This is a genomic window from Ruegeria sp. YTSC106, assembly GCF_059609765.1.
This window is the reverse complement of sequence record NZ_JBXWMI010000002.1, coordinates 405698-427509: the sequence shown is the minus strand read 5'-3', so window position 1 is coordinate 427509 and position 21812 is coordinate 405698. Positions and strand designations below refer to the sequence as shown.

At 57.0% G+C, this 21812-nt stretch carries 22 protein-coding genes; 14 read left to right on the top strand and 8 right to left on the bottom strand.

Translation table 11 applies throughout. The features are described from left to right. Positions 1-47: 47 nt before the first annotated feature. A complete protein-coding gene (locus AC2FEB_RS04335) occupies positions 48-350 on the bottom strand; it encodes a DUF6476 family protein (RefSeq protein WP_496671673.1) in 303 nt (100 codons plus the stop codon). Between AC2FEB_RS04335 and AC2FEB_RS04330 the strand changes: the two genes are divergently transcribed. The 6 genes from AC2FEB_RS04330 to AC2FEB_RS04305 all read left to right on the top strand — a co-directional run bounded on the left by AC2FEB_RS04330 (position 349) and on the right by AC2FEB_RS04305 (position 5005). Then, positions 349-1383: an RluA family pseudouridine synthase gene (locus AC2FEB_RS04330; protein WP_496883853.1), complete on the top strand. Its 1035-nt coding sequence runs from the start codon at positions 349-351 to the stop codon at positions 1381-1383. The two genes, AC2FEB_RS04335 and AC2FEB_RS04330, sit on opposite strands and share 2 nt — an antisense overlap. Before the next feature lie 145 nt (positions 1384-1528). After that, positions 1529-2425 carry an RNA polymerase sigma factor RpoH gene (gene rpoH / locus AC2FEB_RS04325; RefSeq protein WP_299643484.1) on the top strand — a complete coding sequence of 299 codons (897 nt, stop codon included), beginning with the start codon at positions 1529-1531 and terminating at the stop codon, positions 2423-2425. 245 nt (positions 2426-2670) lie between these two features. Further along, positions 2671-3645, top strand: a complete 975-nt coding sequence (locus tag AC2FEB_RS04320) for a Gfo/Idh/MocA family protein (protein WP_496671679.1) — start codon at positions 2671-2673, stop codon at positions 3643-3645. A gap of 58 nt (positions 3646-3703) precedes the next feature. Continuing rightward, positions 3704-3973 carry a DksA/TraR family C4-type zinc finger protein gene (locus tag AC2FEB_RS04315; RefSeq protein WP_170346639.1) on the top strand — a complete coding sequence of 90 codons (270 nt, stop codon included), beginning with the start codon at positions 3704-3706 and terminating at the stop codon, positions 3971-3973. A 165-nt stretch (positions 3974-4138) separates the two neighbouring features. Continuing rightward, on the top strand, positions 4139-4432 hold the full coding sequence (locus AC2FEB_RS04310; protein WP_496671682.1) for an alpha/beta fold hydrolase: 294 nt from the start codon (positions 4139-4141) through the stop codon (positions 4430-4432). Between the two features lie 33 nt (positions 4433-4465). Beyond that, a complete protein-coding gene (locus AC2FEB_RS04305; RefSeq protein ID WP_496671685.1) occupies positions 4466-5005 on the top strand; it encodes an alpha/beta hydrolase in 540 nt (179 codons plus the stop codon). A 120-nt stretch (positions 5006-5125) separates the two neighbouring features. On the opposite strand, the gene AC2FEB_RS04300 is transcribed toward AC2FEB_RS04305, so the two are convergent. From AC2FEB_RS04300 to AC2FEB_RS04290, 3 genes are all read right to left on the bottom strand, one after another. After that, positions 5126-6946, bottom strand: coding sequence for a M3 family oligoendopeptidase (locus AC2FEB_RS04300; protein ID WP_496883852.1), 1821 nt, complete (start codon positions 6944-6946; stop codon positions 5126-5128). An 85-nt stretch (positions 6947-7031) separates the two neighbouring features. After that, positions 7032-8006, bottom strand: coding sequence for an alpha/beta fold hydrolase (locus AC2FEB_RS04295; protein ID WP_496671691.1), 975 nt, complete (start codon positions 8004-8006; stop codon positions 7032-7034). Then, on the bottom strand, positions 8006-8296 hold the full coding sequence (locus tag AC2FEB_RS04290; protein WP_299642517.1) for an SCP2 sterol-binding domain-containing protein: 291 nt from the start codon (positions 8294-8296) through the stop codon (positions 8006-8008). The genes AC2FEB_RS04295 and AC2FEB_RS04290 overlap by 1 nt, the downstream gene beginning before the upstream one ends. A 30-nt stretch (positions 8297-8326) precedes the next feature. Here AC2FEB_RS04290 and AC2FEB_RS04285 point away from each other — a divergent pair, with 30 nt between their 5' ends. The 6 genes from AC2FEB_RS04285 (at position 8327) to AC2FEB_RS04260 (ending at position 14233) form a co-directional block, all read left to right on the top strand. Next, a complete protein-coding gene (locus AC2FEB_RS04285; RefSeq protein WP_496671695.1) occupies positions 8327-8935 on the top strand; it encodes a tetratricopeptide repeat protein in 609 nt (202 codons plus the stop codon). A gap of 23 nt (positions 8936-8958) precedes the next feature. After that, entirely contained in the window at positions 8959-11784 is a 2826-nt protein-coding gene (locus AC2FEB_RS04280; RefSeq protein ID WP_496671698.1) for a helicase-related protein, read from the top strand. Positions 11785-11790: 6 nt separating this feature from the next. Further along, positions 11791-12156 (top strand): RNA-binding S4 domain-containing protein, encoded by a 366-nt coding sequence (locus tag AC2FEB_RS04275; protein WP_496671701.1) that lies wholly within the window; start codon positions 11791-11793, stop codon positions 12154-12156. Between the two features lie 66 nt (positions 12157-12222). Further along, complete coding sequence (gene fdxA, locus AC2FEB_RS04270; protein ID WP_117869283.1) at positions 12223-12561, top strand: ferredoxin FdxA; 339 nt, start codon at positions 12223-12225, stop codon at positions 12559-12561. A 282-nt stretch (positions 12562-12843) separates the two neighbouring features. After that, a complete protein-coding gene (locus AC2FEB_RS04265; RefSeq protein ID WP_117869282.1) occupies positions 12844-13353 on the top strand; it encodes a CarD family transcriptional regulator in 510 nt (169 codons plus the stop codon). Positions 13354-13471: 118 nt separating this feature from the next. Then, complete coding sequence (locus tag AC2FEB_RS04260) at positions 13472-14233, top strand: ion channel (RefSeq protein ID WP_117869281.1); 762 nt, start codon at positions 13472-13474, stop codon at positions 14231-14233. Here AC2FEB_RS04260 and cobS read toward each other — a convergent pair. Further along, positions 14230-14994, bottom strand: a complete 765-nt coding sequence (cobS, locus tag AC2FEB_RS04255) for an adenosylcobinamide-GDP ribazoletransferase (RefSeq protein WP_496671706.1) — start codon at positions 14992-14994, stop codon at positions 14230-14232. The two genes, AC2FEB_RS04260 and cobS, sit on opposite strands and share 4 nt — an antisense overlap. A 78-nt stretch (positions 14995-15072) precedes the next feature. Here cobS and cobT point away from each other — a divergent pair, with 78 nt between their 5' ends. Further along, a complete protein-coding gene (cobT, locus tag AC2FEB_RS04250) occupies positions 15073-16083 on the top strand; it encodes a nicotinate-nucleotide--dimethylbenzimidazole phosphoribosyltransferase (RefSeq protein WP_496671709.1) in 1011 nt (336 codons plus the stop codon). A gap of 30 nt (positions 16084-16113) precedes the next feature. On the opposite strand, the gene AC2FEB_RS04245 is transcribed toward cobT, so the two are convergent. Both AC2FEB_RS04245 and AC2FEB_RS04240 read right to left on the bottom strand, forming a co-directional pair. Then, complete coding sequence (locus AC2FEB_RS04245; protein ID WP_117869279.1) at positions 16114-17994, bottom strand: monovalent cation:proton antiporter-2 (CPA2) family protein; 1881 nt, start codon at positions 17992-17994, stop codon at positions 16114-16116. Between the two features lie 20 nt (positions 17995-18014). Then, positions 18015-18470 (bottom strand): Lrp/AsnC family transcriptional regulator, encoded by a 456-nt coding sequence (locus AC2FEB_RS04240; protein ID WP_117869278.1) that lies wholly within the window; start codon positions 18468-18470, stop codon positions 18015-18017. Between the two features lie 147 nt (positions 18471-18617). Between AC2FEB_RS04240 and hppD the strand changes: the two genes are divergently transcribed. Then, complete coding sequence (gene hppD / locus AC2FEB_RS04235) at positions 18618-19715, top strand: 4-hydroxyphenylpyruvate dioxygenase (protein ID WP_117869277.1); 1098 nt, start codon at positions 18618-18620, stop codon at positions 19713-19715. Positions 19716-19803: 88 nt separating this feature from the next. Here hppD and AC2FEB_RS04230 read toward each other — a convergent pair whose 3' ends face one another. Then, a complete protein-coding gene (locus tag AC2FEB_RS04230; protein WP_496671717.1) occupies positions 19804-21756 on the bottom strand; it encodes a hypothetical protein in 1953 nt (650 codons plus the stop codon). Positions 21757-21812: the final 56 nt, after the last annotated feature.

Below are 21812 nucleotides of genomic sequence, written 5' to 3'. Positions count from 1 at the left end.
CAAGGTGATCCTCTGATCTTTCATGCCGCCGGAACGGGCTGCAGGGCCTATTCGATTGCGATCTCCTGGCGCAGTTTTCCTGTTGTTTTGTCAAAGATCAGTATGCGATTGTCATCGGTAACGACGGCATACCAGTTTGACCCGATGGTCAGGGCCTGCGCCCGGGCACCATCGGGCAGTTCGATCTGATCCGGTAAGGTGGGGGTGCGGTCCGATAGGCGGATGACAATCAGGGCGAATGTCACTAGAACCCCGCCAATCATCACCGCGGTCAACAGCATGACCATCCGCCGCAGCAATCGCAGTTGCGGAGTTTCCTGCGGTTCTTGAGCTTCGGAAGGGACAGTCATGGGCACCCGCCAGATTGAGTTTCACATCGCGGCCAATCCGCCGCCTCGCCTTGATAAGGCGCTTTCCCGGGATGTGCCAGATGGGGAAAACCTGTCGCGCACCCGGCTGGCCCGTCTGATCGAAGAAGGTGCGGTTCAGATCGACGGTGCCGAGACATGCGATTCCAAGGCCAAGGTGGTCGAAGGGGCGCGGGTCACGATTGTCGTGGCCGAGGCCGAAGACAGCCATATCGGCCCTGAAGACATCCCACTTGAGGTCGTTTTCGAGGATGCAGACCTGATCGTCGTCAACAAACCCGCAGGTATGGTCGTACATCCTGCGCCGGGATCACCCGGCGGTACTCTGGTTAATGCTTTGCTCCACCATTGCGGAGACGATCTGTCGGGCGTCGGCGGGGTGAAACGCCCCGGTATCGTGCATCGAATCGACAAGGAAACAAGTGGCCTTCTGGTGGTCGCTAAGTCCGACGCGGCGCATCACGGTCTGGCCGCGCAGTTCGCGGCGCATAGTGTCGAACGGTATTATCGCGCGGTGTGTTACGGGGTGCCGGATGCCAACGATCCTCGTTTGCGAGGTGTCAAAGGGATCAGCTTTGAACCCGGCAACATCATGCGCGTGACAACGCAACTTGCGCGGCACAAGACTGACCGTCAGAGACAGGCGGTTCTGTTCCACGGTGGGCGCCATGCCGTGACGCGTGCACGTGTTGTCGAAACCTTTGGAGCTCCTGCGGGTCTTGCCCTGATCGAATGCTGGCTTGAAACGGGCCGAACCCATCAGATCCGCGTTCATATGGCCCACGCAGGGCACGGGCTGGTGGGCGACCCGGTTTATGGTGGCAAGCGAAAGCTTTCTGCCAAGGCGTTTTCCGCAGCCGCCGCCGGGTCTGTAAGCGCTTTCCCGCGTCAGGCGCTTCATGCAGCCGTTTTGGGATTTGAACACCCGGTCACTTGTGAAACCCTGCGGTTTGAGGCTGATTTGCCGCAAGATATGCAGAACCTTATTGAACGTCTGCGCACACCGCTGTCATAATAAGCAAAGTCCTGTGAATAAGGGCTTTTTATCTTTCCTTAACGTAAGATTAATTCCAGATTGTTAGCAGCACCTCTTGAATGGGAAGGGTTCCTTACCCATATCCTATGTTAAAGACTTAAACATTTGTCGGAGGGACATCATAATGGCAAACTACGCAAATCTCCCCGCACCGACGCCCGAGGGCGGCCTGAATCGCTATATGCAGGAAATCCGCAAGTTTCCCCTGCTGGAGCCGGAAGAAGAATACATGCTGGCCAAGCGCTGGGTCGAAGAGCAGGACACTGAAGCCGCACACAAGATGGTGACATCTCACCTGCGTTTGGCAGCCAAGATTGCCATGGGCTATCGCGGCTATGGACTGCCGCAGGCCGAAGTGATTTCCGAGGCCAATGTGGGCCTGATGCAGGCAGTCAAAAAATTCGACCCCGAGAAAGGCTTCCGTCTGGCGACTTATGCCATGTGGTGGATTCGCGCCTCGATTCAGGAGTATGTCCTAAGGTCTTGGTCGATGGTCAAGTTGGGCACGACTTCGGCTCAGAAAAAGCTGTTTTTCAACCTGCGTAAGGCCAAGGCCCGCATCGGAGCGCTGGAAGAGGGTGATCTGCGCCCCGAAAACGTCAAGAAAATCGCGGAGGATCTGGGCGTCACTGAAGACGAAGTCATCAGCATGAACCGCCGAATGTCCGGTGGCGATGCGTCCCTGAACGCCACGGTCGGGTCCGAAGGCGAAGGCACCATGCAATGGCAGGACTGGCTTGAGGACGAAGATGCCGATCAGGCCGGTGATTACGAAGCACGCGATGAGCTGGAAGCGCGTCGGGAACTGCTGGCAGCGGCTTTGGATGTGCTGAATGATCGGGAAAAGGATATCCTGACCCAGCGCCGTTTGATGGATCAGCCTGTCACGCTCGAGGAATTGAGCACACAGTATAACGTGAGTCGCGAGCGAATTCGCCAGATCGAAGTACGCGCGTTCGAGAAGCTGCAAAAGAAAATGCGGGATCTGGCGCGGGAAAAAGGCATGCTGGGCGTCAGCTGACAAATAGGCCCTTGGGCCGACCCTGTCGCGTTTACGCGAAGACAGAAAACGCTCTCTGAAGATCAGGGGGCGTTTTTTTTGCAATTATTGGCAGCCACTGACGCTGAGGCGCGAAAAAGTGGCTGAAGGCCGGAAGCTGTGCTACGAGAAAGAACAGTTTTTCTTCTTTGATATTGTGGCAGGTCGAGCCTTCGGGGACCCTTTGTAAGCGCACAATCTGAAACGAGACGAGTACGGAGGGCGCAATGCAAAAACCGGTTCAATTTGGTGTATTGGGTGCTGCGAAATTTGCCCGTGAATACATGGCCCCAGCGATACATGCTGCCAACGGGGCGCGTTTAGCCGCGCTGGCAACGTCCGATGCCGCAAAGGCCGAACCGTTTCAGTCTTTTTGCCCGGATTTACACGTGTATGACAGCTATGATGCGCTGTTGGCAGACACCGGAATTGACGCAGTCTACATCCCGTTGCCCAACCATATGCATGCGGAATGGAGCCTGAAAGCCTTGGAAGCTGGCAAGCACGTTCTGTGCGAAAAGCCAATGACCATGAAGGCTGATGAATTCGACGCGTTGATCCAAAAGCGGGATGAAAGCGGCCTGCTGGCCGCCGAGGCATACATGATCGTTCATCACCCTCAATGGCAGCTTGCAAGGAAACTGATCGCTGATGGTGCCATCGGAAAACTGGCACATGTGACCGGTGCATTCAGTTTCGACAATCGCTCTGACACTCGGAACATTCGAAACCGTGCGGAAACGGGCGGCGGAGGTTTGCGTGACATCGGGGTCTACGTGATCGGTGGAGCACGCTTTGCAACCGGGCAAGAGCCTGTGTCGGTGCAATCCGCGATCCGTTGGCAGGATGATATCGACATCTTTACCGAAATTCGCGCGCAGTTCCCTGGATTTACCTATTCCAGCTATGTGTCCATACGGATGCATCCCCATCAGGAGATGGTATTTCACGGCGAAAGCGGTTTGATCCGTCTGACGACCCCGTTCAATGCACGTGTGTTCGGAGAGGCTCGGGTCGAGCTGCACCGGCCGGGGCTTGACGTTCAGGTTACCCGCTTCCCCGGAGCAGACCATTACAAGTTGCAGGTCGAGGCCTTTTGCCGATCAATCAAGGAAGGGGCGGAATATCCTTGCCCTTTGGAATTCTCACGCGGGACGCAAGAGGTGATTGATCGTGTATTCGAGGGCGCGGTTTCACTGTAACTTGCGTTGCGGCCAGCGGCTCAGCTATCCTGAGTGTCACAATTTCAGGAGATGACCGATGGCCGGAGGTTGGGCACGCGACGGCGCTGTGAGCGAACAGATCGAAGCATCGATCTCAGATGAACTGGCGCGGATGCAGGCGCAAAAGCGGCCCCAGGGCGAAAGCCTGACCCATTGTGCCGAATGCGAAGAACCTATCCCGGAAAAGCGTCGCGTCGCGTTGCCGGGGGTAAAGCTCTGCCTGGATTGCCAGCAAGAGCGGGACGGCGCGTTCAAGGCACGTGGCGGTGTCAATCGGCGTGGATCGAAAGACAGTCAGTTGAAGTGATCTTGGGTATGGCCGCTATGAGCCCAAATCGACATCTGCGTTTCATTGTGCGGTTTAATAGTTATGGTTCAGAAATAATGAGTATGGCTCGTATCTATAAATCAAATCTATGCCAGCAGCCTGATGAACACACGACTCGAAGCTATTTCGCTGTAGGAGAGCAACTTGAACCAACACATGACGCTCAGAGATGGTAGAACGCTCGCCTTCAGCACTTACGGCGATCCAAATGGAACACCGGTGATTTTTAGCCATGGGTTTTCTGACTCTCACGTCATTCGTCACCCCGACGACAGTCTGACCGCTTCGCTTGGCGTACGGTGGATTGCAGCCGACGAACCCGGTGTCGGCGGGTCGAGCCCGAAGAAAGATCGGAGAATGGTCGATTGGGGCGCTGATATGGAGGCTCTGGCTGACCATCTTGACCTCGATACCTTCAATGTCGCGGGCCATTCCTGAGGCGGCCCTCACGCATTGGCAGTGGCATTCCACATGCCCGAACGTGTGCGCAAGGTCGCGCTCGCTTCTCCTGTGGCTCCGTTTGATGAGCCCGGCGTTACCAAAATGCTGGTATTGAAGGACCTGAAGACCATCGCGAAACTGCGCCACCTGACCTTCCTAATCCGCTGGGCAGAGCGTGCTGGTGCCAAAAGTGCATTGAAAGACATCCCTTCATATGTGGAGTCCGTCGTTGACCAGATGCCCAACGAGGCCAAAACAATACTCCGTACTCCCGAGCAACAAGCCCTGTTCGAAGAAAACTTTCGCCTTGGGTACCAACAACACGAGGAGGGTGTTTTCGAAATGACGATGGCCCTTTGGGATTGGGGCTTCTCGCCAAGTGATATCGCGCAACCCGTGGAACTCTTTTATGGTACTGCGGACGACATTATTTCACCGGAAATGCCACGACACCTATGCTCTGAGCTTCCCAATTGCACAGCGCATGAGTGGCCGGGTGCAGCACACTATGGGTTTGTGGACCGCGCGCGGTGGACCGAATTTGTCGGCGCGGTTGCTAGTCTGTCTTAGCAAGCCAAAGGCAGATTTGTCCGCGTAGCGGACATTCAAGAGCCCCTTGGGCGCGACATTGCCGGACATGGCAAGTTTTTTTCCGCAAGGCAGATGTCGCCACCCTCTGTTAAGGGCGTCTCAGCCCTCCATCGCCTCCAACTCATCAATGAAGCCTGAGATCATCGACAGGCCCTTGTCCCAGAATTTCGGGTCGCTGGCATCCAGCCCGAACGGGGCCAACAGTTCCTTGTGGTGCTTTGATCCACCTGCGCGCAGCATTTCGAAATACTTGTCCTCGAACCCGTCCGCGCCGCTTTCATAGACCGAGTACAGCGCGTTCACCAACCCGTCGCCGAAGGCATAGGCATAGACGTAGAAAGGCGAGTGAACAAAGTGCGGGATATAGGCCCAGAAGGTCTCGTACCCGTCCATGAATTCAAACGCGGGGCCAAGGCTTTCGGCCTGAACGCTCATCCACAGGGCGTTGATGTCGTCCGGGGTCAGTTCCCCTTCGCTCCGGGCTGCGTGCAACTTGCATTCAAAGTCGTAGAAGGCGATCTGGCGGACCACCGTGTTGATCATGTCCTCGACCTTGCCGGCCAGCAGCACCTTGCGCTGTTCGGGCGTTTCGGCCTGGTCCAGCATCTTGCGGAAGGTCAGCATCTCACCGAAGACGCTGGCGGTTTCGGCCAGGGTCAGCGGCGTTGACGACAGCATCTCGCCCTGATCGGCGGCCAGCACCTGATGCACGCCGTGGCCCAGCTCGTGGGCCAGGGTCATTACGTCGCGCGGTTTGCCCAGGTAGTTCAGCATCACATAGGGGTGCACATCGGTCACGGTGGGGTGCGCGAAGGCGCCCGGGGCTTTGCCGGGTTTCACCGCAGCGTCGATCCAGCCTTTCGAGAAGAATGGGGCCGCGATGTCGCCCATGCGGGGATCAAAGGCGTTATAGGCATCCATTACCGTCTTTTCGGCTTCGTCCCAATTTACAATGCGCGTATCTTCCATGGGCAGCGGTGCATTGCGGTCCCAGACCTGCATGACGTCCAGACCCAGCCATTTGCGCTTCAGCTCATAATAACGATGGCTCAGTTTGGGGTAGGCGGCCACAACCGCCTCGCGCAGGGCCTCGACCACTTCGGGTTCGACATCATTCGACAAGTGACGCCCTGTTTGCGCGGTTGGCATACTGCGCCAGCGATCGACAATTTCTTTTTCTTTGGCCTGCGTGTTGTGAACACGTGCAAATGTTTTGATGTTCTCCTGAAAGACCGAGGCTAATTCGCGCGCCGCAGCCTCACGTTTGGACCGGTCCTGTTCGGTCAGCAGGTTCAGGGTACCTTCGATGTTCAGTTCATTACCGTCCACATTGAACGTCAGACCGGCAATGGTTTCATCAAACAGGCGTTCCCACGCGTCGCCGACAACGCCCAGATCGTGCAGGAATTTCTCAAGCTCATCAGACAGCTGATAGGGTTTCATCGCGCGGATGCGGCGGAACACGGGCTCGTATCGGGCAAGATCCGGGTTGGCAGCAAAATGTGCCTTGAGCACATCATCTTCAATCCGGTTGATCTCGAGCGTGAAAAACACCAGAGGCGTTGTGAAAATCGTGACTTTTTCCTGCATGTCCGACAGGAATTTGGCCCGCTCTGCGTCGGTAGTCAGTTGATAATAGCGCAAACCGGCAAAGGACATGATCCGGCCTGCGATGGCGTTGATCTTTTCATTGCGCTGAACGCAGGTCAAAAGGGCCGCTGCGTTCAGTTCTGCCAGCTTGCCTTCATAGTCAGCAGCGAAAGCCGCACATTCGCCTTCCAGCCAGTCCAGGTCGCGCGCCAGTTCGGGCGCCTCTTCGGATGCGTAGAGATCCGTCAGATCCCATTCGGGCAGATTGCCCAGATTGTCGGCACCGCCCATTGCGTTTGCGTCACGGACGGGAAAGGGAAGGTCGCGCATGGATCACCTTTTGTAGACTGCTTTTGCAAACATCTAGGGTTGGCGCGCCCGGATCACAAGCGGCCAATCCCGAAGGTGAAAAGGTTTACGAGGAAACCAGCTTGGCCGCTCCATTTGATTGGTTGGCCAGGAAATGCTTGGCAAGCTGGTCCAGAACCGGTCCCCGAACGTCGGGTGCTTCCATCAGTACCTCGTGTTCTCCGTCCGGGATTTCGATCAATGTGCCGTTCGGCCAATTGGCCATACGTGCCCTTATGGCCTTGCGATCGACGATTTGCTCGTGGCTGCCCAGAAAAGTCAGACAGGGTGTCTTTGGGGCAGGCTGCTCCATCAACCATTCACATTCGTCCAGCGACTCGCGCAGCCACCGGTTGGAAGGGGCACCAAGTGCAAGTTCGGGATGCGCATTCAGCTGATCTTGCATCATCCGGTACATGTCCGGGTCGCGGGTCAGCATATTCCCGTCGAAAGGTTGAGACAGGACATAGCTTTCAAGCGTTGTGGTCGGGGGAGTGCGTTCGCCAAGGCCAAGCGCCGTGCCCCAATATGCGGTAACGCGGCTCAGGGGTTTCATCACCGGAGTGAAGAAAATTCCCCACATCGGGCCCGTGAACGCGCAAGCGGCAAAGCACCCTTTTTCGATGACGGCACGCAACCCGATGGCGCCGCCCATCGAATGCCCCACGACGTACCACGGTTTCGGCAAATCCAGAGCGTCTGCAAGGTCCAGGGTTGCCTGAACATCGTGCTGGTAATCGGTGAAATGATCGACATGGCCGATGCGTGGGTTTTCCAGCAGCCGATCCGCAAGACCCTGACCGCGCCAGTCTACGGCCAGCACCGCGAACCCTCGATTCACGAATTCTCCGGCGGTATTGCCATACTTTTCTATGTATTCCGTGCGTCCGGGAAACACCATGACGGTGCCATGGGCGCGACCAACCGGACGCCAGTGACCAACGCGAATGCGTTTTTGGTCAGACGTCGTCAACCAGTGGGCCTTTCCACCGGCAGGTCCGCCGGCCACGTCTTCAAAAAAGGGGGCCGGCGACAACTCCATCAGGCCAGCACCGAGGCAAGCTTCATGGCAACACCCATGTCGCCATCAATGCTCAGCTTGCCGGACATGAACGCGCCGGTAGGGTTCAATTCACCGCTGAGGATCTGTTCGAATGTGTCGGCGTCAGCGCTCATGGTAACGTCAGCGTCGTCATCACTGACCCGCGCGCCATTCTCGTCCAAAACAATTGCGCCCAGATCGGCGATATCAAACTTGGCCGAGGCATCGAACGCGCCGCCTTCCAGTTTTTCGTTCAGCGCGGCAGCTGCCTTTTCAAGAATCTCGCTCATGCTTTTCCTCATATTGTTAGTGCGCCGTGAATGGACATCCCCGGTCGCAACGCTACACTGACTATTGTTATGAGCATTGCAATTCACAATCTCAAAGGTACCGTTGCGGCACTTTTTGTCCTAGTCACGTTTTCCACCAATTGCTTCGCGCAACAGGCGGATTCGCGGGACGAGGGCGAGTTGTTGCAAAAACTGGCCCACTCGACGCCCGAACAGGCATTTGCCATTGATAAGCAATTGCAGGCTCTTTGGTCGCAATCCGGCTCGCCGTCAGCTGATCTGTTGCTGGAACGGGGCCGTGAAGCATTGGATGATGGCGAAGTCGACGCCGCACTGGATCACCTGACGGCACTGACGGATCACGCTCCTGATTTTGCCGAAGGTTGGCATCTGCGCGCGTCTGCCTTTTTCGGCGTCGAGCGATTTGGTATGGCGGCTGCCGACCTGGAACATGTGCTGACCCTGAATCCAAATCACTATGAGGCGATTTACGGTCTGGGGCTGATCTTCGAAGTTATCGGGGAACCTCAGAAAGCGTACGAAGCATATTCTCGGGCCTTGGCTATACATCCCCATCATGAAGAAGTAACCAAAGCCGTGAATCGGCTGAAGCCTCAGGTTGAAGGCAAGGCGCTGTAAGGCTCAAGGCGCAGGGGGCGAATGTGAGCGGGTCATCCCGAATCGTGGCCGTACTGGGCCCGACCAACACTGGTAAAACCCATTACGCTATTGATCGCATGCTGGGCCATCGGACCGGCGTGATCGGTCTGCCGTTGCGCCTGCTGGCGCGCGAGGTCTATGACAAGATCGTTGCGATCCGTGGGCCGTCGGTCGTGGCGCTGGTTACGGGTGAAGAGAGGATTGTGCCGCCTCGCGCTCAATACTGGGTGTGTACCGTTGAAGCGATGCCAGAGGGCATGGGCGCAGACTTTGTTGCCATCGATGAGATACAGCTCTGTGCCGATCCTGAACGGGGTCACGTCTTCACCGACCGTCTTCTCAGGTCACGCGGTACGAACGAGACATTACTCCTGGGCTCGGACACAATGCGTGGCCCCATTTCGGCGCTGGTCCCCCAGGCACAGTTCGTGCGGCGAGAGCGGATGTCGCAACTGGTTTACTCTGGCTCCAAGAAGATCAGCCGGATGCCCCCGCGCAGCGCCATCGTCGGATTCTCGGTAGAAAACGTCTATGCCATCGCCGAATTGTTGCGCCGCCAGAAAGGTGGTGCAGCGGTGGTTATGGGCGCGCTCAGCCCGCGTACGCGGAATGCACAGGTAGACCTGTACCAAAACGGCGAGGTTGATTACCTGGTCGCCACGGACGCTATTGGGATGGGGTTGAATCTGGATGTGAACCATGTTGCGTTTTCATCCCTGTCCAAGTTCGATGGGCGCCGGATGCGTCCACTTGCGCCAAATGAGCTGGCGCAGATCGCAGGCCGGGCAGGTCGCGGTATGTCCGATGGTACCTTTGGCGTGACTGGAGAGGCCCCACCGCTGGACGAAGGGTTGGCTCAGGCGATCATGGACAGCCGGTTTACGCCGATGAAAAAGGTGAACTGGCGGAATGCTGCCCTGAGGTTCGGCTCGATTGACGCGCTGATCGGTTCTCTTGAAGTCAGCCCAGATGATGAACACCTGATCAAAGCCCGCCCCGCTGACGACCTGAACGCGTTGAAATCGCTGTCGCAAGTGACCGAGGTCATAGCCCGTGCAAGCGACGGCCCGTCCATCCGCTTGCTGTGGGATGTGTGTAGAATCCCTGATTTTCGCGGTATCAGCCATGCAGAACACGCCAGTTTGCTTGAGGTGATCTATGGCCACCTGCATGAACGGGGATCTATTCCCGACGAATTCATGGCACGGCAGATCCGGCGGATCGATCAGACCCACGGCGATATCGACGCTTTATCTAAAAGATTGGCATATATTCGCACGTGGACATATGTTGCGCAGCGAAAAGGTTGGGTTCGTGACGAATCACATTGGCGCGACGAAACCCGCACTGTAGAAGACAGACTGTCTGACGCTCTGCATGAGCGTCTAACGCAAAGATTTGTGGACCGGCGCACGTCTGTGTTGCTGCGCCGGCTCAAGCAGAAGGAGGCCCTTTTGGCCGAAGTAAATGATAAGGGTGAAGTGACCGTCGAAGGCGAATTCGTCGGTCGTTTGGAAGGGTTCCGGTTTACTCCGGACAAAAGCGCGCAGGGAACCGAGGCGAAAGCTCTGAAATCGGCATCCCTGCAAGCACTCGCGCCGCAATTCCATCTGCGCGCCGACCGCTTCTACAATGCGCCCGATACAGAAATTGATTTCACTGATCAGGGTGGCCTGATGTGGGGCGAATATGCCGTTGGCAAACTGGTTGCCGGGGCAGAACCTCTCAAACCTGTTGTCGAGGTATTCGTTGACGAAGCCGCAGGGCCGGACGTCGAACAGAAAGTGCAGCGCCGGTTGCAGCATTTCATTGACCGAAAAGTAGCGGCATTGTTTGAGCCGTTGCTGAACCTGTCACGCGATGAGGAACTCAGCGGTCTTGCCAGAGGTTTTGCCTTCCGCATGGTCGAAGCGCTGGGCGTTCTGCCGCGCGCTCAGGTCGCACAAGAGGTCAAGGATCTCGATCAGGATGCCCGTGGCGCCTTGCGCAAACATGGTATCCGGTTTGGCCAGTTCACCATCTTCATGCCGCTATTGCTGAAACCAGCCCCGACGCGTCTGCGTTTGGTGCTGTGGGCGTTGTCCAGTGGGTTGCAGGAGTTTCCCGAAGCGCCACCACCCGGGCTGGTCACCGTGCCGGTCGCCAAGGATGCACCGCAGGGTTATGACACCATGTGTGGCTACCGCGATGCAGGCGAGCGCTCGATCCGTATCGACATGCTGGAACGCTTGGCCGACATGCTGCGTGCTGAAGACAGCCGCGGCGGTTTCGAGGCCAAACCCGATATGCTGTCGATCACCGGGATGACGCTGGATCAGTTCGCCGATCTGATGCAGGGTCTGGGCTACAAGGCAGAACGTGGCGAGCGCGCGAAAGTCAAACCTGCACCGGTCGAACAGCCTGCGGCAGATGCGGCTGACAAACCGACCGCCGAAGAGGCTCCGGCGAGTGAAGTCGCGGCGGAAGAGGTCGCCACACCCGCCGAGGCGGCAGCCGAGGCCGCTGACAGTACCGAGGCGGCAGCCGAGGTTTCCGCAGAGAGTCTAGCCGCAGAACCTGTGTCAGACGAACCCGAAGTTGAAGTGTTCTATACCTTCACCTGGGCCCGTCAGCGACAGCCCAACCGGGCCCCGCGCCGTGAACAGGGACAGGGCAAGGGCAAACCGCGTGGCAAACCGCAGGATGGCCGTGGCAAACCTCATGGCAAGAAAGGCGGCAAACCTCAGGGGGCCAAGACCTTCTCGTCACGGCCTCCGAAAAAGGAAAAGGCCATCGATCCCGACAACCCGTTTGCTGCTGCGCTGATGGGTTTGAAGGACGGTAACTGATCCGAAATGGCCGAGGCCAGGCTGCGGATCGATAAATGGTTGTGGCAGGCACGGTTCTTCAAGACCCGTAGCCTGGCCGCCAAACAGGTCAGCGGCGGTTATGTCAGGCTGAACGGAGACCGGGTGCGGAAACCGGCGCAAGCTGTGGCTCCCGGTGACGTTCTGACGTTTCCACAGGGCCGCATTGTTCGTGTCATACGCGTGGAAAAACTGGGTGAACGCCGTGGTCCGGCACCCGAAGCGCAAATGCTGTATTTCGATATGACCGAAAAACAGGACGTCCCGCCTAAAAATCCGGGGTTCGAGGGAAAAGGTCGTCCGACTAAGAAGGACCGTCGCGCACTTGATCTTTCTCGCACAGAAGATCGCTGATCTTATCTTGAAGAGTAGGCCAGACTGAATTAGCTAAACGCTCAAACCGCAAACGGGAATCCGATCATGACCTATGTTGTCACCGAAAACTGTATCGCTTGCAAATACACCGACTGCGTCGAGGTGTGCCCGGTGGACTGTTTCTATGAAGGTGAGAACACATTGGTCATTCACCCCGACGAATGCATTGACTGCGGTGTTTGCGAGCCGGAATGTCCGGCAGATGCGATCCGTCCCGATACCGAGCCAGGCATGGAGCAATGGGTCGAATTCAATCGCAAGTTCTCGGAAATATGGCCCGTGATCGTTACCAAGAAAGACCCGCTTCCCGACGCCGAAGAACACGATGGTGAAGAAGGTAAGATGGAGAAGTATTTCTCGGAGGCGCCTGGCGAAGGCGGCTAAGCGATTCGCGCTCATATCCATGTTTTCTGCACAAGGAATGCAGCATAACCAGTTGAAAACAGGATAAATATGAAAAATTCCCGTGGGGTAAACTTTCGGGTGTCGTGTTTTTGTGATATACTCTTTACCTGTATGATGACCGAGATTGGGATGCGCTCCACAAGTATGCTCACTTTGGAGTTCTGAATTTTTGACAATATCGCCGCCTGTCGGGGCTGAAACAGTCCCCGCATGTGGTGTTTTTGTTGTCTGTGTCCCGTCCGTAAGCAAGGAAAAAACTGAATGACAAAGTCGAAAAAGCTCGAGTTCCGCCCGAACGACTATGTTGTCTACCCCGCACATGGCGTAGGCCAGATCATCTCGATCGAAGAACAGGATGTCGCGGGGTTCTCTCTGGAGCTGTTCGTCATCTCATTTGAGAAAGACAAGATGACGTTGCGTGTGCCGACGAACAAGGCTACCGAATCCGGCCTGCGGTCGCTCAGCTCACCCGATGTGATCAGCCAGGCGATGAAAACGCTGAAAGGCAAGGCGAAGGTTAAGCGCGCCATGTGGTCCCGGCGTGCGCAGGAATATGAGCAGAAAATCAACTCTGGCGACCTGATTTCGATTGCGGAGGTGGTCCGCGATCTGCATCGCACGGACGATCAGCGCGAGCAGAGCTATTCCGAGCGTCAGCTATACGAAGCGGCCTTGGAGCGTCTGACCCGCGAGGTCGCGGCCGTTTCTGGTGCAGGCGAAGTATCCGCCGCCAAACAGGTAGACGAAGTTCTGACCTCACGCGCTGCCTGATAGCGAACTCTATGAAAAAACGGGGCCGCTCCAAGTTTGGGGTGGCCTTTTTCGTGACTTGGTGAATTGCCCAAGTGCCGCTAATTTCACTGTAGATGCAGCAAGCTACAGGGCGGACATGAAGCAGACAGTTAGATATCTGTATATCGGACATGACCCGATTTCGGTCTGGTTTCGGTACGCGCTGATCCTGTTCGATGTTACGACAATCGTTTTCTTTGTCGCGACGGCACATGTCCCTCACGGTCCCGGCTTGGTCCTTGCAAGCCAGTTGATCGGTTTTTTGATTTTGTTGGACTTCTCTGCGCGGCTTTGGATTTCAAAAGACCGCTGGAAGCTGCTGCGCCAGATTTATACGCTGGCGGATATTGTCGTTATCATGTCGTTGGTTCTGGATCCGTTCCTGACGGGGAACCTGGCTTTCCTGAGGATTCTGCGTGCCTTGCGCCTGATCCACTCATACCATCTGCTCAGGGACTTGCGACGCGACAGCAGCTTTTTTCGCACCCATGAAGACGCGGTGATTGCAGCGATCAATCTGATGGTTTTTGTCTTTGCCACCTCTACGGCGGTTTTGGTGTTCTTTATTCCGGAAGACGCACAGACGCCTTACATAGACGCGCTGTATTTCACCATGGCCACCCTGACCACAACTGGTTTCGGTGACATCACGCTGAGCACCCCCTGGGGGAAGCTGTTCTCGGTTTTCATCATGGTCGTGGGTGTCGCGTTGTTTGTCCGTTTGGCGCAGGCGATCTTTATGCCGCAGAAAGTACGTCACAAATGCCCAAGCTGCGGGTTGTATCGGCATGATCCGGATGCCGTGCATTGCAAGCATTGTGGTGGAACACTGCGGATCGAAACTGGCGGCGCGTCCTAAATCCGGGCGCTGATGGCAAGCAGAAACGCGATCTCTGCCAGTTGTTGCGATGCCCCAAGTATGTCCCCGGTCTGGCCGCCGATTTTCTTGCGCGCTATCAACGCCAAGATGGCTGCAACCAAGGCAGCAGAGAAGATGGCGGTGATCGCCATACCCCCGCACAGGAAAACGGCGATTAGAACGGCCAGGCCCAGGGACATGCTGACTGAAATCGTGCTGGGGGTTCCCACCGAATGGCTCAGCCCGGATTTTCTGGCGTTCGGCAGGGATGCCATCAAAACCGGCATCAGGGCGCGTGAACACGCGCAAGCCGCCAGAATCGTCCAAATCGATCCGCTTGCCAAAATCGCGGCAACTGCCAAAACCCGAGCAAGCTGAGAGATAACCAAAGCAAGAACACCATAGGTTCCGGTCTGGCTGTCTTTCATGATTTCAAGTCGGCGTTCGGGGGTGAATCCGCCCCAGAGGCCGTCGAACGTATCTGCCAGACCGTCCTCGTGCATTGCACCCGTCATCATGATCAATGTCGCAACCAACAAGGTCGCAGCAACCAACGGGGACAGATGAAAGACCATTGCCAGCCATCCAACCATACAGGCAATCCCTCCGACTACCAGCCCGGCGACGGGGAAGGCCCATGCCGCCTGTGCCTGCCGTCTGAACACAGGTTCAGGCAAACGGGGCAGGGGCAGGCGGGTCAGCAGCACCAGCGCCAGCGGAATATCCCACAGGGAAAAGGGTTTGGTGTCGTTTTTTTGCACGCCCGTGCCTTTCCGGGTCTTGTTGGATTCAATGCTTCGGTTAAACACACAGGACCACTCTGATGCAATGAGGCTTTCATGTTGCCTGAACTGAATGATTTGAACGCGTTCCGCGCTACGCTCGTAGCTGCTCCGGGGCCGGATGCCACCGCGGCGCAGGGCGCGGCAGAGCGAAACGGACAACTGACGAAACCCCCCGGTGCGCTGGGGCGACTTGAAGATTTGGCTATCTGGTACGCAGGATGGCGAGGAGATGCCCGGCCACAGATAACGGCGCCACAGGTCATTGTCTTTGCAGGAAACCACGGAGTCACTGCACAAGGGGTCTCGGCTTTTCCGTCGGAAGTGACCGTGCAAATGGTGATGAACTTCGAACATGGCGGTGCGGCGATCAACCAACTGGCCCGGGCGGCGGGTGCGGCGATGGATGTACACGCACTGGCTCTGGACAACCCGACCGCAGATTTCACCCAGGCACCGGCCATGGCGGAAGCCGAATTGCTGGACGCGCTGCGTACCGGCTGGCAAGCCGTGGATCAGCAGGCTGACCTGTTGGTCGTGGGCGAGATGGGCATTGGCAACACCACCCCGGCTGCCGCCATTGCCTGCGCGCTGTTCGGTGGTGACGCGTCTGATTGGACGGGTCGCGGGACGGGCGTCGATGATGCAGGTCTGACCAACAAGACCCGTGTTGTGGCCGAAGGTGTAGCGTTGCACAGGTCAGAGGATGGCCTGGAAATCCTGCGCTGCCTCGGAGGGCGTGAGATCGCAGCGATGGCCGGGGCGATTGCCGCGGCGCGAGTATTGCGCATTCCTGTGATCCTTGATGGGTTCATCTGCTCGGCCGCCGCTGCCTGCCTGTGGAGACTGTCGGATACCGCGCTGGATCACGCCGTGGCAGGCCACCAAAGCGCCGAGGCTGCGCATGGCGCCGTGTTGGCGAAGCTGGGCAAGGAACCGCTGTTGAGCCTTGGTCTCCGGCTGGGTGAAGGGTCGGGCGGGGCTCTGGCGATCAACATTCTCAAAAGCGCCGTGGCCTGCCATTCCGGTATGGCGACCTTTGCCGAGGCAGGGGTATCTGACGGCTGAGTACTTGCGTGACCCGGGCACAGACCTGGGTCAGGCGGATTTCTTGGCGTGCTTTTCAGCCAGTTCCAGCAGCGCGGTTTCCAGATCTTTTTCCAGTTGCTGCGCGCGCTCGATGTACTTCTTGTTTTCCGCTGTTGGCAAACCCGGGACCCAAAGCTCGGCCAGATCGCGAACTGACATCCGGTCATGGTGGTAAAAGGTCTGCTCCGCCTGCGCGGCTTCGTATTCACTCAACCCGATATTCTCCAGAACATAGCGGCCTGCGCGCAGCGAGCTGTCGAACAGTTCCCGCACGATGTCATTGGCACCAGCCTGATAAAGCTCATACACATGGGTACGATCTCGGGCGCGGGCGATGATGTGCAAGTCAGGGCGCTGCCGTCTGGCAAAACTGACGAGCCGTGTGACTTGCTTGTGGTCATCCATAGCAGCCACAAGAACCGACGCTTTTTCCAACCCCGCAGCGCGCAGCAACTCGGGGCGAGTGGGATCGCCCAGAAAGCCTTTGACTCCGAAACGGCGCATCAGCTGAATTGTTTCGATGTTGTGGTCCAGTACAACCGTCTTGAAACCGCTGGCCCGCACCAGCCGGTTTACAATCTGTCCGAACCGGCCAATCCCGGCAATGATGACGGGGCCTTTTTCATCAATCTCATCCGGTACAGGTTCTTTGGAGGTGTCGCCGATCTTTCGAGACAGAAGATCGTAGATGATAAACAGAAGCGGTGTGATCAGCATCGTCAGAGCGATGATCATCAGCAGTTTTTGGGACAGGTCGGGGGGTATGACATTCTGTTGCGTTGAAAATGCCAGCAGGACAAAGCCAAACTCACCGGCTTGCGCCAGCCCCAACGTGAACAGCCAGTGATCGCGCGCATGCAGCTTGAACGCCTTGCCAACGAGATACAGGATGATCCCTTTTGCAAGGATCAAAAGAAGCGCCAGACCGATCAGGTCAAGGGGGTCATCGAAGAAATACGCAACATCAATACCGGCACCGACCGTTATAAAGAAAAGCCCGAGCAATAGCCCTTTGAATGGCTCAAGGTCGCTTTCCATTTCGTGCCTGAACTCGGAACTGGCCAGAACCACGCCCGCCAGAAAAGCGCCAAGGGCAGGGGAAAGGCCGACGAGGGTCATCAGGAAGGAAATCCCGACCACGATCATTAGCGCCAGAGCGGTATACATCTCGCGCAGGCGGGTCGCGTGGATGAAGCGAAACAGCGGGCGGGTCAGGTAGACACCGGCCAGAATGACAAACACAACTGCGCCGATCGTGACCAGCGTGACGGCCCAACCCGGCAAACCTTCGACCAGAGAAAGGCTGTGATGGTCCGCGCCGTGAAGATCACCGGCCCCGCGGTCGATCGAACCATCCGATTCGATATGAGGCATGGCCGGCAAGGCCAGAAGTGGCAGCAAGGCCAAGATCGGAATGACCGCAATGTCCTGTGTCAGCAGTACCGAAAATGTAGCTCGACCGCCATTTGTCTGCATCAGACCCTTTTCCGACAGGGTCTGAAGAACGATTGCTGTAGAGGACAGCGACAAGGTCAGCCCGACGGCCAGAGCAACCGACCACGGGTGGTTCGCATAGATTGCCACGGCAGCGATCGCAGCCGTTGACAACGCAACCTGCAACCCGCCCAACCCCAGCAACTTGTCACGCATATCCCAAAGCGCGCGCGGCTCCAGTTCAAGGCCAATCAGGAACAGCATCATCACCACGCCGAATTCGGCAACGTGCTGAAGGTTTTCCGTTTCCGCACCGACAAGCCCGAGAACAGGGCCAATGATGATCCCGGCGGCCAGGTATCCCAGAACCGATCCCAAGCCTAGCCTCGCAGACAGGGGAACGGCGATGACTGCCGCTGCCAGATAGATCGAAGCCTGGTATAGGAAAACGTCCATTTGTGTCCTCTAGGGCCCGTTCAGGTGGGCAGGGGCGCGTCGCGTTTCAGTTGATCCATTACGATCTGGCTCTGAACTCTTGCAACGGCAGGATGCGGCAGGATGACCGAATGTAGCAAGCTGTTGAGGGCGGAAAGATCGTCACAGTAGATATGCAGCAGGTAATCTGCCTCTCCGGTCATCGTCCATGCGCTGGTAATTTCGGGACGGGTATCGACCATGCGGGCAAAGCTTGCGGATTGTTCAGGGCCATGAGTACCCAGATGAACCTGAACAAAGCCTTGCACGTGAAGACCCAGTTTCAGCGGGTCAAGCCGGGCGGCATACCCGGTGATGTACCCTTCGGCCTCAAGCCGTTGTCGGCGACGTCCTGCCTGACTGGGCGACAGGTTCAACATCTCGCCCAGTTGGTGTGCGGTCAGATGCGCGTCCTTCTGCAGGGCGGAGAGCAATCGCTTGTCGGTCGCGTCCAGCATGTGCGGAAGAATCCTGACTTTAATAACTTTTATGCGCGTATTGCGCGCCTAACGGCAGTCTACAAGAAAACAATGCGCAGAAACAGCGCCAAAAAAGTCGTATTTTTGAATCAGCAAAGAAATTCCTGTTCTCGAAGGAGACGCGCCATGGGTCCTTTCCCGCACAACGCACCGAAATCTGTTATCAGCGAAGAAAACCCTGCCGGTACCGATGGGTTTGAATTCGTCGAGTTTGCCCATCCTGAACCGCAGGAGCTGCGTGATCTGTTCGCAAAGATGGGGTTTGACCTGGTGGCCCGCCATAAAGACAAACCTGCCATCGAACTGTGGCAGCAAGGGGATGTCACCTATATTCTCAACGCTGACCCTGACAGTTTCGCGGAAAAGTTCGTGGCTGAACACGGCCCGTGCGCTCCTTCTATGGGCTGGAGAGTCGTGGACGCGCAGAAAGCATATGACCATGCGGTATCAAAGGGTGCAGAACCTTACAACGGTGCCGACAAGACCATGAATGTGCCTGCGATCAAGGGCATCGGCGGATCATTGATCTATTTCATTGATCAGTACTACGACACGTCGCCCTACAATCAGGAATTCGAGTGGATCAAAGAATCCAAACCACGGGGTGTGGGGTTCTTCTATCTCGATCACCTGACGCACAACGTCTACAAGGGCAACATGGACAAGTGGTTCAAGTTCTACGGCGACCTGTTCAACTTTCGCGAAATCCGCTTCTTTGACATTCAGGGCAAGTTCACCGGGCTTTTCAGCCGCGCGCTGACATCTCCCTGTGGCCGCATCCGTATTCCGATCAACGAAGATCGCGGTGAAACGGGTCAGATCGTGTCTTATCTTAAGAAATACAAAGGTGAAGGCATTCAGCATATCGCCGTCGGCAGTGACGACATTTACGCCTCGACCGATGCAATTGCGGAAAACGGCCTGAAATTCATGCCGGGCCCGAACAAGGCGTACTACGAAATGTCCAAGACCCGCGTGGCCGACCACGATGAGCCGCTGGACCGGATGATGAAACACGGCATCCTGATCGATGGCGAAGGTGTCGTTGATGGGGGTGAGACCCGGATCTTGCTACAGATATTCTCGAAGACTGTCATCGGTCCGATCTTCTTCGAGTTCATTCAGCGCAAAGGTGACGACGGTTTCGGCGAGGGGAATTTCCAGGCGCTATTCGAATCCATCGAACGCGAACAGATCGAAAGCGGCGAGATTTCCGCAGCCTGATTGAAACGCACTGGCACGCCGGGGGCTGTTCATCTGCCTCCGGCGCTTTTATGTGACAGTTGTTGCGTCAAAAGATCGGTTGCCGGTTTCAGCTGCGCGGCATCGCCAGCGTCACGTTTCGACCCTTTTTCTGATACCGAAGTTCACTGTCACTGATCGCAATGACCTTGCCGCCGTCAATGCGGTCTCCGACTTTCAGCTTCTTGTAACGCCCGCTGGGAAGCCGCACCAATGCGCGTCTGTTGGCTGGCGTTCCGTAGACTCCGATCAGGTTCAGCCTGCGCAGATTGATTGCGTTGTCGATCGTGGCTTGTCGTGCGACGGACGCGGTCGAGGGGATTTTGGGTGCGACGGTCTTTGGTTGGAACGACCCTGCTTCATCAGATGTCTGATCCAATGCTGCCGTAGACCCCAGATTTGAACTGCTTGAAGCGGGTGTTTTGGCAGGGGCCAATCCGGCTGGACGGGACTTGGGGCGCGGGACTCTGACGACAGCCAAAGCGGTTGGTGCTTCGTCAACTTGCGGCTGAACCTGAAGGCTTTCGGGGCGCTCTTTGGGCCGCTTGCTCGCCAGCTCTTCCAATGACCGGCCACCCAGCTGGCCGCGCTCAAAATTCTCAACCAGATCGGAGGGGCGTGGCTTGGGGCGAATTCCGGCCAACCTGCCGTCGGCTTCGTCAACCAGCGGTTCTTCTTCGAAACGAACCGGAGTTTCAGGGGGAACCTTGGAGGGGCGCCCTAGAAAAACAATGACCCCATCCGGATTCACGGTGCCATCCGGTGTTGGCACGACCAAGCCGTTCTCATCCAGATCAAATCGTGTGCCAGCAATGTTTGGGGATACGTCGGGTTTGAAAGGAGCGTCAGTGTCAAAACTGGGGTCGGGAGGCAAGGCAACCGCATCGGTGAACAGATCGGAGTTGTCAAGCGATGCCAGATAAAACTCCTGCGGTTCCACGGTCTCCGGTATTTCCGGTGCTGCAGGCGCGGTTGTGTTGACGCCCGTAACGGCCAGTATATCCTTCTGCGTCGCGGGGTCCTGAGCGACGGATTCCACCGGGGTAGGGGCAACCTTGAGGGCTTCCAGAATAGCTGCGTCTGTAGCGGTCAGATCCGGCTGCGCATCGGTCTCCGCCTCTGAGACGTTGGTTCGAGGCTCTTCAGGATCATCGGTGGCAAGATCCGAAACTACTTCCTGCGGGTCCTCCAGCGCGGCCGTGTCCGGCTCTGGCTCGGGCGTGGGCCCTGGGGTTGGTTCTGGGGTCGAAACCTCGACCGGCGCAGGGCTCTGTTCCGCCTGATCCTGTTCAGAGCCGAACCCCATGGCCAGCCATGCGCCAACAAGTCCGCCAACAAGCAGCACAGCGGCAAAGACAGGAATGGCAGACCGGTTTACCCCCGCAGGCCCAACAACGTTCTTACCCGTGGTTTCCGGGGGCGCGCGGAAAGCCTCGGGCGCGGTGGCGCCGGCAATAGGATGGGTGGGCAGGCCGGACGTATTGGCCTGTTCAGGAGCGTCCGATTCTACCAGTGCAGGCTGGTCTTCCAGGAGTGAACCCTCGGAACTGTCTGAGGTTTCGCGGAACACCGCCTCGCGCGGGAACGCGCCCTCGTGACCTTCGGCGGTGAACGTCACCACCACAAAACCATGTTCCGAGGCAAAGGTTCGCGCTTCGGCCAGAGTTTCAACCGCGACGGCAGAAACATAGGTCGTATCACCTTCGGTCTGGCTGTCATAACTCAGTTCTGACAGGGCGTAAGGTGTGGCTTCCACCAGAGCATTCTTGATACGTTCCGTCCGGTCTTTTGGGGGCAACCCATCGGTCGATAGCTGTAGAAACCGAACCTGATCCGCCGGTAGCACAAGCTTGCAGCTCAGATCATTTTCCAGCGCAAACGCCTTTTCCCGCAATGCCTGCATCTGTCCGGACAAGTCCGGAACATCCAGCGGAATCGTACCGATGACGAACCAGTCGTCATCCGAACGGTGGTACAGTGTTATTCCGGTCGTAGAAAAAGACAGCGCAAAGGCGGGTTTCATATTCCGGAGGAACCATAATTATCAACGTCAATGCAAACGACTTTGCGTGTGCAGAC

Coding starts and splice junctions, on each gene's coding strand:
- AC2FEB_RS04290 (WP_299642517.1), bottom strand. CDS start 8,296: ATGAGCGAGATTCTTGAAAAGGCAGCTGCCGCGCTGAACGAAAAACTG.
- AC2FEB_RS04265 (WP_117869282.1), top strand. CDS start 12,844: ATGACAAAGTCGAAAAAGCTCGAGTTCCGCCCGAACGACTATGTTGTC.
- AC2FEB_RS04300 (WP_496883852.1), bottom strand. CDS start 6,946: ATGCGCGACCTTCCCTTTCCCGTCCGTGACGCAAACGCAATGGGCGGT.
- rpoH (WP_299643484.1), top strand. CDS start 1,529: ATGGCAAACTACGCAAATCTCCCCGCACCGACGCCCGAGGGCGGCCTG.
- cobT (WP_496671709.1), top strand. CDS start 15,073: ATGTTGCCTGAACTGAATGATTTGAACGCGTTCCGCGCTACGCTCGTA.
- AC2FEB_RS04245 (WP_117869279.1), bottom strand. CDS start 17,994: ATGGACGTTTTCCTATACCAGGCTTCGATCTATCTGGCAGCGGCAGTC.
- AC2FEB_RS04330 (WP_496883853.1), top strand. CDS start 349: ATGGGCACCCGCCAGATTGAGTTTCACATCGCGGCCAATCCGCCGCCT.
- AC2FEB_RS04230 (WP_496671717.1), bottom strand. CDS start 21,756: ATGAAACCCGCCTTTGCGCTGTCTTTTTCTACGACCGGAATAACACTG.
- AC2FEB_RS04305 (WP_496671685.1), top strand. CDS start 4,466: ATGCCCGAACGTGTGCGCAAGGTCGCGCTCGCTTCTCCTGTGGCTCCG.
- AC2FEB_RS04315 (WP_170346639.1), top strand. CDS start 3,704: ATGGCCGGAGGTTGGGCACGCGACGGCGCTGTGAGCGAACAGATCGAA.
- AC2FEB_RS04275 (WP_496671701.1), top strand. CDS start 11,791: ATGGCCGAGGCCAGGCTGCGGATCGATAAATGGTTGTGGCAGGCACGG.
- AC2FEB_RS04260 (WP_117869281.1), top strand. CDS start 13,472: ATGAAGCAGACAGTTAGATATCTGTATATCGGACATGACCCGATTTCG.
- AC2FEB_RS04285 (WP_496671695.1), top strand. CDS start 8,327: ATGGACATCCCCGGTCGCAACGCTACACTGACTATTGTTATGAGCATT.
- hppD (WP_117869277.1), top strand. CDS start 18,618: ATGGGTCCTTTCCCGCACAACGCACCGAAATCTGTTATCAGCGAAGAA.
- AC2FEB_RS04335 (WP_496671673.1), bottom strand. CDS start 350: ATGACTGTCCCTTCCGAAGCTCAAGAACCGCAGGAAACTCCGCAACTG.
- AC2FEB_RS04295 (WP_496671691.1), bottom strand. CDS start 8,006: ATGGAGTTGTCGCCGGCCCCCTTTTTTGAAGACGTGGCCGGCGGACCT.
- AC2FEB_RS04240 (WP_117869278.1), bottom strand. CDS start 18,470: ATGCTGGACGCGACCGACAAGCGATTGCTCTCCGCCCTGCAGAAGGAC.
- fdxA (WP_117869283.1), top strand. CDS start 12,223: ATGACCTATGTTGTCACCGAAAACTGTATCGCTTGCAAATACACCGAC.
- AC2FEB_RS04320 (WP_496671679.1), top strand. CDS start 2,671: ATGCAAAAACCGGTTCAATTTGGTGTATTGGGTGCTGCGAAATTTGCC.